The organism is Vibrio splendidus 12E03, assembly GCF_000272105.2.
GTDB classification, from domain to species: domain Bacteria; phylum Pseudomonadota; class Gammaproteobacteria; order Enterobacterales; family Vibrionaceae; genus Vibrio; species Vibrio splendidus_I.
Window position 1 is genome coordinate 1 of the sequence record NZ_AJZD02000217.1, and the last position, 12,198, is coordinate 12,198.

11 protein-coding genes are annotated in these 12,198 nt (G+C 44.5%); 7 read left to right on the plus strand and 4 right to left on the minus strand.

The features are described 5' to 3' along the window. Positions 1 to 330: 330 nt before the first annotated feature. Entirely contained in the window at positions 331 to 2,358 is a 2,028-nt protein-coding gene (locus A142_RS14895; protein WP_019820635.1) for a sensor histidine kinase, read from the minus strand. Then, a complete protein-coding gene (locus tag A142_RS14900; protein ID WP_029405312.1) occupies positions 2,348 to 3,811 on the minus strand; it encodes a sigma-54-dependent transcriptional regulator in 1,464 nt (487 codons plus the stop codon). The genes A142_RS14895 and A142_RS14900 overlap by 11 nt, the downstream gene beginning before the upstream one ends. A 303-nt stretch (positions 3,812 to 4,114) precedes the next feature. Here A142_RS14900 and A142_RS14905 point away from each other — a divergent pair, with 303 nt between their 5' ends. The 6 genes from A142_RS14905 to A142_RS14930 all read left to right on the plus strand — a co-directional run bounded on the left by A142_RS14905 (position 4,115) and on the right by A142_RS14930 (position 9,425). Beyond that, complete coding sequence (locus A142_RS14905; protein WP_019820638.1) at positions 4,115 to 4,921, plus strand: substrate-binding domain-containing protein; 807 nt, start codon at positions 4,115 to 4,117, stop codon at positions 4,919 to 4,921. Positions 4,922 to 5,132: 211 nt separating this feature from the next. After that, a complete protein-coding gene (locus A142_RS14910) occupies positions 5,133 to 5,831 on the plus strand; it encodes an ABC transporter permease (RefSeq protein WP_009846742.1) in 699 nt (232 codons plus the stop codon). 10 nt (positions 5,832 to 5,841) lie between these two features. Then, a complete protein-coding gene (locus A142_RS14915; protein ID WP_019820641.1) occupies positions 5,842 to 6,561 on the plus strand; it encodes an energy-coupling factor ABC transporter ATP-binding protein in 720 nt (239 codons plus the stop codon). Beyond that, entirely contained in the window at positions 6,539 to 7,123 is a 585-nt protein-coding gene (gene mobA / locus A142_RS14920) for a molybdenum cofactor guanylyltransferase MobA (protein ID WP_019820642.1), read from the plus strand. Before A142_RS14915 ends, mobA begins: the two co-directional genes overlap by 23 nt. Beyond that, positions 7,123 to 8,940, plus strand: a complete 1,818-nt coding sequence (locus tag A142_RS14925) for a bifunctional molybdopterin-guanine dinucleotide biosynthesis adaptor protein MobB/molybdopterin molybdotransferase MoeA (protein WP_019820644.1) — start codon at positions 7,123 to 7,125, stop codon at positions 8,938 to 8,940. The genes mobA and A142_RS14925 overlap by 1 nt, the downstream gene beginning before the upstream one ends. A 218-nt stretch (positions 8,941 to 9,158) precedes the next feature. Beyond that, entirely contained in the window at positions 9,159 to 9,425 is a 267-nt protein-coding gene (locus tag A142_RS14930) for a DUF2960 family protein (RefSeq protein ID WP_017063882.1), read from the plus strand. A 166-nt stretch (positions 9,426 to 9,591) separates the two neighbouring features. Here the strand turns inward: A142_RS14930 and nagK are convergent, their stop codons facing one another. Then, positions 9,592 to 10,500, minus strand: coding sequence for an N-acetylglucosamine kinase (nagK, locus tag A142_RS14935; protein WP_019820649.1), 909 nt, complete (start codon positions 10,498 to 10,500; stop codon positions 9,592 to 9,594). Positions 10,501 to 10,663: 163 nt separating this feature from the next. Continuing rightward, positions 10,664 to 11,410 carry a tRNA-uridine aminocarboxypropyltransferase gene (locus tag A142_RS14940; protein ID WP_019820651.1) on the minus strand — a complete coding sequence of 249 codons (747 nt, stop codon included), beginning with the start codon at positions 11,408 to 11,410 and terminating at the stop codon, positions 10,664 to 10,666. 68 nt (positions 11,411 to 11,478) lie between these two features. On the opposite strand from A142_RS14940, the gene A142_RS14945 reads away from it, so the two are divergent. Beyond that, on the plus strand, positions 11,479 to 12,198 hold a 720-nt coding region (locus tag A142_RS14945), incomplete at its 3' end, for a sterol desaturase family protein (RefSeq protein WP_069591572.1).

Below are 12,198 nucleotides of genomic sequence, written 5' to 3' on the forward strand. Positions count from 1 at the left end.
CGATAGAATGACGATGGAGACGAGTTTTGATTTGATAGATAGGTTACTTAATTTCATAGCTGACTGACTTTATTATTTGTTTTGATTATGGATTTTCGGCCAAGGTATCAAAATTTCGTACAGTTCAGATGATATGCATCAAGATCGAAAGATATACACTGTGTTACATAACCAAAAAGAGGTACTCGTCAAACCGGCAGAGGTTGAGATTTGGTTTGAGATAGATTAGTAGTGCGGGATTTTCGTGCTTGGGCTAAAACGTTCGTGTAATAGCCCAAGCGCGTTAGAAGTATTATCAGATGATAATGTCGGTGAATAAGTTCTTAGAACTTATAGGTTTGATACAAGCAATTGAGGTGTAGCTTTTTGTTGGAGGTAGATACTAAAGCGACTTCCCTTGCCTACCTCAGATTCAACTCGGATCTCGCCACCCGTTTGGCTCAAGATACTTTGAGAAACGGACAAACCTAAGCCTGTACCGTCTCTTTTGGTGGTATAGAAAGGCGAGAAAATACGTTTCAGTTGCTCTTCCTTAATGCCGCAGCCTTCATCTTGAACATGAACGATAGCGCCATGAGACACGCCATTTTCAACCCAATCTTCACTCGAAATGGTTAACGTGCCCTGTCCGTCCATCGCATGAATCGCGTTCATTTGTAGGTTAACGAGAATCTGCAGCAATTGGTTTCGGTTTACTTCCACCGAGGTTTTAGCGTTCAGTTGTGATACGTATACGATGCCTTTCTTCTTCGCGCCAGTCTTTACGAGCGTAATACTTTCATCGACAATTGGATTGATATGCTGCCACGTGATTTCGTCTTGTACGCCGCCATGTCGACTGTATTGAAGTAGGCTTCGGGTAATATTTCGAATTCGGTCAATCTGTTCCATGATAGCGTGGACCTCTTCATCGACACGGCCCACTTCATCACCGAGTTCAAACTTCATCAGTTCAACATTGCCAAGAATTACTGCCGTTGGGTTATTGATCTCATGAGCAATGCCTGCCGTGAGCTCACCGAGCGCTGCTAATTTTTCATTAACCACCAGCTTATCTCGGGCTTGATTGAGAAGCTTGATATGCAGTTCCAGTTCTTCAGTTTTCTCTTTCAAGCTGGCGGTACGAGAGTGAACTTTACACTCGAGTTCTAACGCCGCTTGTTGAATCTCTTGATTACGTTCGTGCAGCAGATCTAGCATCTTGTCGAACTGTTTGGCGAGCAGAGTAAGCTCGTGTTGGTCATCTAAGCCTAACGTACCGATACGTTTGTCTTTACCCAATTGCACGAGCTTCACCACTTTATGAATTCTTTCAATTGGGTCGAAAAGATCCCGAGCACCACGGTGAACGATCAACCCAGAAGCAAGCAACAGCAACACAATGGTAATGCTAATTTCGCCAAGGTTGGTCAAGTAGGTTTCTATCAACGGCCAAATCAAATAACCGGTGTAGAGCATACCAATTACATTATTAAACTGGTCATGGATTGGTTGGTAAGCCGTGATATACCAAGCATCGTAAACATACGCTCGATCTAGCCACTCTTTGCCTTCATTCAAGACTTTTGAGTGAACCTCATGAGAAACACGTGTACCAATGGCGCGCCCTACACTGTCTTCACTGCTTAAAGGAACGTTGGTGCTCACACGAAGATCATCAAGGAAGACCGTGACGGTACCGACATGACGATTAAAGTCTTCTCTTTGGGGATAGATAAGATTGCTGATTTGGTCGACAAGTTGCGTGCTGTTATTAAGCAAAATCCCACCATCAAGAAAACCAATTACATTATCATTGCCATCTTTTACGGATACGACGGTTCGACTTACCAATCCGCGTGTCTCAACTTCTTGGCCATTAAGCATCGGAACTTCCGCTTTTTTAGCAAGATCCCGATCGAGATGGTTGAGTTCGCTACGGCTTAAGACGCTGAAAAACGAAGACTTGTGAGTCAAATTTAGATAGTCGAGTTTCTTTGCCATACTTTCGACACTGCGCCAGCGCAGAAAGTCGAGCTCATAGCGAGATTTGTTTTCAGAAACCCAACGCGTGAGATCCTTTTTAGAAATATCACTCCCGAGTTTGACGCGGAAATTATAAGACTCAGCAAACGCACGAACGTTGTATGCCTGCTGATTTTGAATCAAGTGAATACTGTTCTCTGCCACGTCTAAGCGCTCATCGACATCAATCAGTGCCCCCTGCCACGTGTAATGAACAGACCAATACAGTGTGATAGCCACAAGCGCACACAACGTAAGAATGATCGGAGCAGATGTTAGGAATAATAAGCGATAGCGAACCATGGTTTTGAACCGGAACGCCCACTTTGACCACCAATGGCGTCTAATCGGCATATTCAGAGCCTTCTGTGTTCCAATCTTTATATTTACGCTCTAGGGTTTTACGAGCGACGCCAAGATCTCTCGCAGCAGCCGATTTATTGCCGTCATGGAAGCTCACGAGTTGTTCTATATGAGATTTCTCTACTTCTTTCAGTGTCCAAGTGTTTGGGTAACCCTCGGCAGCGTCCGCATTATTTAAGTTTGGTATTTCCGCACCATGTGACACCGTCACTGAAATGCTTGCAGGTACCGGATCGCCATTAATCTCGCGCCAATAGTGTGCTGGTGGCTTGTCTAAAAGAATGCATCGTTCGACTAAGTTTTTAAGTTCACGTATATTCCCCGGCCATTCGTATTCATTCATCGCCAAGATATCTTCATGTGCCCAATTGGGAACCGGCATGCCAAGTTCATTCGACAATAGACGAGTGAAATATGGAACAAGCTCAATCAAGTCTGATGGGCGCTCTCTTAGTGGCACAACATCAATCTTAAGTACATTGAGTCGGTAGAACAGATCGCGGCGAAAGTGCCCTTTATCAACCTCTTCCTGAAGATTTCTGTTGGTTGCTGCCACCACGCGTACATCAACGGCAATTTCCTTCTCGCTACCGACTGGACGAATGGTTCTTTGTTCTAACACACGTAACAACGCAGCTTGCATTGGCAGTGGCATTTCACCTATTTCATCAAGGAACAAGGTGCCACCACTTGCGACTCTGAACAGACCCTCACGGTTTTTCTTCGCACCAGTAAATGCGCCAGAGGTGTGTCCAAACAATTCACTTTCGAGAAGCTCCGGGGCAATCGCACCACAGTTGATTGGTACAAATGGTCCGGTACGTTTGCTGGCTTCATGTACACCACGCGCAACCAACTCTTTACCCGTCCCTGACTCACCTTCTATTAAAACTGATGCTCGAGACGGTGCAAATTGACTGATCAATAGTTTGAGCTGTTTGGTCTTGTCTGAATTGCCGATCAATTCGGTCTTGATATGACGACTAACATCACGCTTTAACGCGTACTGCATTCTTTGGTCGAGTCGCTTATCCATACAACGCAGAACCGCTTGTATCATCTGTTCGAGGTTGAATGGCTTAAGAATAAAATCTGAAGCACCAAGCTTAAGTGCAGATATGGTCATCTCTAGATCAGCATAACCCGTCATGAAAATCACATCGGCGCGTTTGTCATTGTCGTTAAACGCCTCTTCCCACTCAATACCAGAACGACCTGGCAGGTTGATATCAAGGACGATGAGATCAAAATGTTCGCTAGAACGTAGTGTTTCAGCTTCTTCAACCGAACCTGCGCTTGATACCTTGCCAAAGAACTTACCTAGTGCTTTCTTTAAGATAGCCTGCATACCCAATTCATCATCCACGACCAAAACGGAAAACGCCTGATAGTGAGTCAATGTGTTCGGGTTGAGATTGGATGCAGATGAACTAGGTAAAGACATAATGATTAGCCGGTGAGGAAAGTTGGGACAGAGTGTACCAATTAACCCTTTCTCCAACAGGGGCAATGTGCGACATTTTGTCCTAGCTCATGTTTTGATTCATTTTAACGGGGTAAATGGCGCAGTTTTGTGCGAAATAACAGCAATTTAGTGAGATCTGATGCATGATTTATTGGCATTAAGATTGCTTGTAAGGTGTAGATTTCTAATTACAACAATTAGCGTCTTATGCACATGCCCTTCTTCGAGCCCTTTAAAACTGAAGGCATGTCATTCATTTATAACAGAATGGACATAATAATAATGAAAGCAATTCCCTTAACTATTGCAGCTCTATCTATCGTCAGTTACACGGCTAGCAGCGCGGAAGACACCACTCATATCAAGTTGGCGACAACCACAAGTACTTATCACTCTGGTCTACTGGACTACTTATTACCTGAGTTCGAAAAGGATTCTGGTATCAAGGTTGATGTTCTAGCCGCAGGTACAGGTAAATCACTTCGCATGGGCGAAAATGGTGACGTTGATTTGGTGATGACTCATGCACCAAAAGCAGAAGCTAATTTCGTGGAAAAAGGTTACGGCGTTTTACCTCGTAAGCTGATGTACAACGACTTCGTCATCGTTGGTCCACAAAATGACCCTGCGAAAATTGAATCTCAAAAAGCAGTGGCAGATGTGTTTAAAGCGATCGCGACTAATAACGTGACGTTTGTATCTCGCGGCGACGATTCAGGTACTCATAAGAAAGAGATGGGTATTTGGTCGCAAACTAAAATGGAACCAAACTTCGGTGGCTACCGCAGTGTTGGTCAAGGTATGGGCCCTACTCTGAACATGGCGTCTGAAATGCAAGGCTACACCATGACAGACCGTGGTACGTGGTTGGCTTACCAAAACAAACTGGATCTTAAAATCCTTTTCCAAGGTGATAAGAACCTCTTCAACCCTTACCAAGTGATTCTAGTTAACCCTGAGCGCTACCCAAGCATTAACTACCAAGCAGCGAAAGTATTCAGTGATTGGTTGGTTAACCCTAAAGGTCAGAAACTGATTAACGACTTTAAACTGCACGGCAAACAACTGTTTGTTGCAAGCGCAGAATAGTATGCTCTAAGTAATAAGTCGTTGGTTGTAAGTAAAGCGTAGCGTTGAAGATGTCGTCAAAACCAACAAACACTACACTTAACTAAATTCAGTTAATGAGCACGCTTAAAAACAATAGCTGGCCAATACAGGCTCAAATATATTGTGTCAGCTATGATTAACATCAGTCATTACCGATAAAAACCTATTATCGATTCACACGAGATACTTCATGACCCTATGGCAAACAACGATTGATGCAATGAATCTACTGGTGAGTTTTGACCACGAATTGTGGCAGATCGTCGCGGTATCCTTCAGTGTATCTTTGTCCGCCATCTCATTAGTGATTGTTCCTGCAATCCTTATGGCTTTTTTATTGGCATATACCGAGTTCCCCGGAAAGTGGGCTCTGCTTTCGGTGATCAATACCCTTCAAGCGATCCCTACTGTGGTTATTGGTTTGTTGATGTACATGATGCTTTCTCGCTCTGGTCCGTTAGGTGATTGGCAATTGCTGTTCACCCAAAAGGCGATGATTTTAGGCCAGATGCTGATCTGTTTCCCTATCCTCGTGGCGATGATGCACGGCGCTCTGCAGGCCAGTGACCGCCGAGCGGTAGAAACAGCGCGCACTCTGGGAGTTTCAACCACTCGCGTGGCGTGTACCTTGATTTGGGAAACACGTTTTCCTCTGTTGGCTGCAACCATTGCTGCCTTCTCTCGTATCGTTACTGAGGTCGGTTGTTCAATGATGGTCGGTGGCAACATTATGGGGATGACAAGAAACATCCCAACAGCTATCGCCATGGAAAGCCACAAGGGCGCATTTGCTCAAGGTGTCGCCCTCGGTATGGTGTTATTAGCATTGGCATTAGCCCTTAACTTTTTCCTTTCCAGTGTGAGAGGAAAAGGCTATTTAAGAACTTAGGAACGCTGTCATGAGTATAAAAATAACAACGCAGCAAATTTCAATGCGCTACAAAGAGCGTGTTTTGTTCCACATCCCCGAATTGTCGATCGGCCCCAACGATGCCATTTATCTCAAAGGAGACAATGGTGTTGGTAAAACGACCCTACTTAAAATCTTGTCTGGATTAATTCAGCCGAGCTCTGGCCGCATTCAGTCTCCAACACAGAGCTGGCAGCAGAAATTATTCCCTAGGCTCAAGTTCAAAGACATCATCTACCTGCATCAAACCCCCTATCTTTTTGATGGTTCGGTGTACCAAAATGTCGCTTATGGTATTCGCTTTAACAAAGAGAGCCCAAAAGATAAGCGAGCTCAAATAATTAATGCTTTGAGGATGGTAGGTTTAGAAACCTTGGCAGATGAGCACATCTCTGTGCTGTCTGGTGGTGAGCGTCAACGCGTAGCAATGGCACGGGCTTGGATTCTTAAGCCTTCAATCTTGCTTATGGATGAACCAAGTGCTTCTTTAGACAAAGAATCTATTGAAAGATTGGTGATTATGGCCGAAGATCTTCTTCAGAGAGGCGCGAGTTTAGTCATCACCAGTCACCAGACTAACGCGTTAACCGATTTATGTAAGAAGCAGTGGTGGATCAAAGACAACACTTTGACTGAATCCCCGCTTCTTCAAGTTATTAAAAAGAACAAAGCACAAGAGAATATTTATGTTGCTTCCAACGCAAACTAGTTGGGTTATTTTGGCTGGCGGTCAGGCCAGCCGTATGGGCGGAAAAGACAAAGGACTCGTTGAGCTCAACGGTTCTCCGCTCATTCAATACGTTATAAACAAGCTGTCACAACAAGATGTCAGCATCACTATCAATGCCAATCGTAACTTAGACAGTTACCAAGCATTTGCTCCGGTTGTTTCTGATTCTTTCCCTGACTATCCAGGTCCGCTGGGTGGCATTCATGCTGGTCTTAAAAACGCGAGCACAGATTGGGTTGGCTTTGTCCCTTGCGACAGCCCACAAATCAGTGATGACCTTGTTCAACGTTTTTGCTCTGCAGTAAAAGAAGACAGCGACATTCTTGTCGCGCATGATGGCGAATTTAAGCAACCTGTATTCACCCTATTCCACAAACGTGTACTGCCAAGGTTAGAAGCGTTTTTGGAACGTGGTGATCGTAAAATCATCTTGCTATACAAAGAGTGTGTCACTGAATATGTCGATTTTAGCGACTCACCTAACTGCTTTGTAAACCTCAACACGCCAGAAGAACTCACCCAATTCGGAACGCTTCAATAATGAAAGATTCAAAACAACGCCCTAACCTTCCTTTATTGGGCTTTGCTGCTTATAGCGGTACAGGCAAAACGACCGTACTTGAAGCCTTGCTACCTATATTGACGGATGCGGGTTTAAAAGTTGGCGTGTTAAAACATGCTCACCATGATTTTGATGTTGATAAGCCGGGTAAAGACAGCTATCGCTTGCGTAAAGCGGGTGCGAACCAAATGCTGATTGCTTCGCGTAACCGTCATGTAATGATGACAGAAACACCAGAAGCCGAAGCAGACTTTGATTACCTGCTGACTCGCTTTGATACCAACACGCTTGACCTGATTTTGGTTGAAGGCTGTAAGAACATCGCTTTCCCTAAAATCGAGCTTCACCGTGATGAAGTGGGCAAACCTTGGTTGTACCCAAACGACAACAACATTATTGCTATCGCGGCAGACAACCAAGTTGAATCCGACTTGCCACAAATGGCAATCAGCGACTTAGAGGCGATTCGTGATTTCATTATCGATTATGCTCAGTCGTTCGACTCTACTTCGAAAACAAATAAAGTCGCTTCGTGTGCATCTTCAAAAGACAACACTCCAGTTGTTTGTTGTGATTCTTTCTCTCCTGCTGGCCTAACGGTTACTCAAGGCCAACAAAAGATTGTTGATAGCATTGACGCGATCGATTTGGCAGAGAGTGTTGAATTAGTGCAAGGCTATGGCCGAGTATTGGCTGAAGATGTAATTTCACCAATCAACGTTCCTCAGAACACCAACTCCGCAATGGATGGTTACGCAATTCGTAGTGAAGATTTAGATCTTGATAGCTACAACATCGTTGCTGAAGTTATGGCGGGTCACAGCTATGAGCAAACTGTTCAACAAGGTGAAGCGGTTAAGATCATGACGGGTGCCCCAATGCCTCTAGGCGTTGACGTAGTCGTCATGCGTGAACAAGCCGTTCAAGAAGGCGACAAAGTTAGCTTCCCTGATGCTAAAATCTCGGCTGGACAAAATGTCCGTATGGCGGGTGAAGATTTAGAAATCGGGCAACCTGTCTTTACACGTGGCACACGCATCGAAGCACCAGAAATGGGCATGATGGCGTCGCTTGGTTTCGGTACCTGCCCTGTTCTACGTAAAGTAAAAGTAGGTGTGTTCTCTACGGGTGATGAAGTTCAGGCTCCGGGTAGCGATCAAAAACCAAACTCTATCTACGATTCGAACCGTTTTACTATTATCGGCATGCTTCAAAAACTAGGCTGTGAGATTGTTGATTACGGCATCATTGAAGATGACGAACAAAAGATGATGGATGTCCTGCACTCTGCGTCGCTTGAAACCGATATGGTTCTGACTTCAGGTGGCGTGTCTGTTGGTGATGCTGACTACATCAAACTCGCGTTAGATAAGTTGGGTGAGATTAACTTCTGGCGTATCAACATGCGTCCAGGCCGCCCTCTTGCTTACGGAAAAATTGAAGATAAACCTTTCTTCGGTTTACCTGGCAACCCAGTAGCCGTGATGGTGTCGTTCATTAACTTTGTAGAACCTGCAATTCGCAAGCTACAAGGTCAAACTAACTGGACACCAGTGAAAGCGAACGCGATAGCAACTGAGCAGCTACGTTCTCGCCAAGGCCGTACTGAGTTCAGCCGTGGCATGTTCTCGATGAATGAATCAGGCGTGCTTGAAGTGAAAACGACAGGTAAGCAAGGTTCGGGTATTCTGCGTTCAATGAGCGAAGCGAACTGCTTAATCGAGATCTCACCTGCGGTTGATACCGTGAAAGTTGGCGAGACAGTGACGATCATTCCTCTGCAAGGTCGTGTTTAATTAATAGCACTGCCTAGGGTGTGTTGATTACACTAAAGTTGGGACGTCCGAAGCCCCTTACGCGATGGTGTAGTCACAAGGGGCTTTTATATTTCTGAGCAAACCTTAATAAGTAACCCATTAACTAAGTTAATCTTAAGATTTATTACCATTACCTTGAGCGACGTACGGTTTTTATGTAGAGTGCGCCCAAAGTAAAAATTCTATTGGAGAGCACCATGGCTCGTACCATTCTGTACACTTACAAAGACGAAGACAAAGAGTTACTGTTTTCAAAACAAGAACACCGCACGATCCAAGAAGCTGTTGCTGCAGCTGAAGGCATCGATATCTCTGAGTATCTAAAAACTGAGCAACAGCTCGAGTTGATTTCTGATACTAAAGCGGTTCGCAACTACCAAGACAACTACTTCCGCAAGCTTGGCTTTACTAAGCTTACGTTGAAGCAAAAAGACAACCTTGGTGTTGGTAAAAAGAAGAAGTAAGCCCTCTGGCTCTTTTTCCTATCTCTAGCTTTTCGTTTGCAGTCAGATATAAGAGCTAAAGAAAACACTGAACAATAAAAAATGCCGCAATCTCGAAAGAGGTTGCGGCATTTTTATTTGTTCTTTTTAACTATCTAACCCTAGCTAGCTTAACGCTAAGTTACGATTACTTAATGTTAAGGAATGCAGCCCCACGAACGCCGCCTGAATCACCGTGTTTTGCTTTGATGATCTTAGGACACTTCGCTACAGACAGTAGGTACTTAGGTATACGCTTTGGCATTTCTTCGTAGATAAGTTCGAAGTTTGAAAGACCACCACCCAGTGCGACAACATGTGGGTCAAGACCCGTAAACAAGTTCGCAAAACAGATAGCCAATAGCTCCATGAAGCGATCTACGTGCTCAGCCGCTTTTACTTCACCTTCGTTGTACGCTTGGATGATTTCAATCGCTTTCTTCTTCTCACCGAAGTAGTGCTCATAAATCAATTCGAAGCCACGACCTGATAAGTAGCTGTCTAAACAACCTTTTTTACCACAACCACAACCTAATAGCGGTGCGTTGTCGCCAAGGTGGAACCATGCATCAATAGGAAGACGCATATGGCCTAACTCGCCTGCAACGTGGTTACGACCAGAGAAAACTTTGCCTTCATAAACTAAACCACCACCGAAGCCAGTACCTAGAATTAGGCCCGCAACTGATGGTTCGTCTTTAAGTTCGTCATCCCATGCTTCTGAAAGCGCAAAACAGTTCGCATCATTCTCGATTTTTACACTACGACCAATCAGCGCTTCTAAGTCTTTACGTAGTGGCTTACCTGTTGAAGCCGGTACGTTAACAACCAGCATTGTGCCGTCGTCTGCGTTTTCCATGCCAGGAAGACCAAGGCCGATTTTGCCTTCGCAAGAGAATTCGCTGTCGTATTTTTTAACTAAACCAGCAATCGTATCAAGCAGTAATTGATAATCGTCTGTTGGTGTTGGAACACGTTCTGTTGCTACTCGCTCAAGTTTCTCATTGAATGCACCAAACTCAATTTTTGTGCCGCCAACATCGAAGCCGTAATACATGAAATCTCTCCAATTTTTCCCTAAATTAGGGCAAATAAAATTTTTAAATTAAACAACTAAGGAGCATTATCCATAACACTCCCCCTACAAACCGTGATAGATGACAAACTTATCTCGTGTTCGAATCTGTTTGAACAACAAGTCAGCACAAAGCGGTTAAAGGTTAGAGTGACGTCTCATTTTTAGTGTGCTCTATGAAAGCGTTCAGGCTTGGTTTGGTTGGATCGGACTTATAACGCGTCTTACTTAGCATGTAGCTTTCGCGAAATGTCTCAAACCACAGCTGTAAAGTCTGAGCGCCCTGCTCTTCACCTGCCTGTTTCAAAACCAAGCTCGCCACTTCTGCAGTCGAAAGATGTTGTTCGTTGTCTGACTTACGCATCATATATTGGGAAACCGATTCTGGTTCAATCGACAACACGGGTAAATCTTGCAGATACTCTGAACGACGGAAGATACGTCGCGCTTCTCGCCAACTGCCATCAATAAAAATCAGCAGCAACGTCTTGTTCGAATCTCGCATCTCACCAAGGTCTGCAACCACGCGCGATTTGTCATCGGTATAATCTTCAGGAAAGACCACGACTGGCTGATATTTATCGTCTTTCAGCACATCAAGCATCTCTTGATTTGGCTCAGTACGATGCCAAAGGTAGGCATAGCTGTCTTTAACGGTATCAAGGATTAAACGGCCGGTATTACTTGGCTTAAGTATTTCATTGTCCGATAAGATCAACATGGTCGCGACGTTCGTATTTACGTCTGGTTGATGTTCACAGATACAGCTGTCTTGTTTGATTTTGCAGAACTCACATCGGACCACTTTACACCCGCGCGCGTTAAACGGCTTGGTAGAAAGAGACAAACGGTGTTGATATAAACGGTGAAAAGCGTGGATTCTCATGGACAATAACGATAAATCTAGAAAAGTGGCACGATTGTACTTACAGTGTTCCTAGAATGATAGAAGGAATTCCCATGCAAGACCCATCACTGCTTCGCCTTGTTTGTTTTATTGTCGTTTTCGGACTGTGTTCGCTTTGGGAATACCGTTTTCCACGTAAAACACTGACTCAAAGTAAATGGTTTCGGTGGGGAAACAACTTTGCGTTGGTTGCTTTGAACAGCTTTCTATTGGCTACTCTAATTCCTATCGCAGCATTTCAAGCGGCGGTCATCGCACAAGAAAACCAATGGGGTTTGTTCAATACCCTGTCACTTCCGAAAGAACTGACCATTCTGATCTGTGTATTGCTCTTGGATTGCGCCATTTACCTGCAGCACTTGGTGTTTCACCGTGTTTCTTGGTTGTGGAAGCTACATCGAGTTCACCATGCGGACCTAGATATTGATGTCACAACCGGAACGCGCTTTCACCCTATTGAGATGATTCTTTCAATGCTCATCAAGGTGAGTTTGGTGATCGCACTTGGTGTGCCTGTCATAGCTGTCGTGATCTTTGAAATTGTTCTTAATGCCAGCGCTATGTTTAACCACAGTAATGCACGTCTTCCGCTATGGCTCGATAAGCGATTGAGAAAAGTGATTGTGACACCAGACATGCACCGCGTTCATCACTCGGTTATCGTGAAAGAAACCCACTCAAACTTTGGCTTCTTTTTATCTGTGTGGGACATCTGGTTTAAGACCTACCGCGCACAACCCAAGCTTGGCCACGATAAGGTGCATATTGGTGTT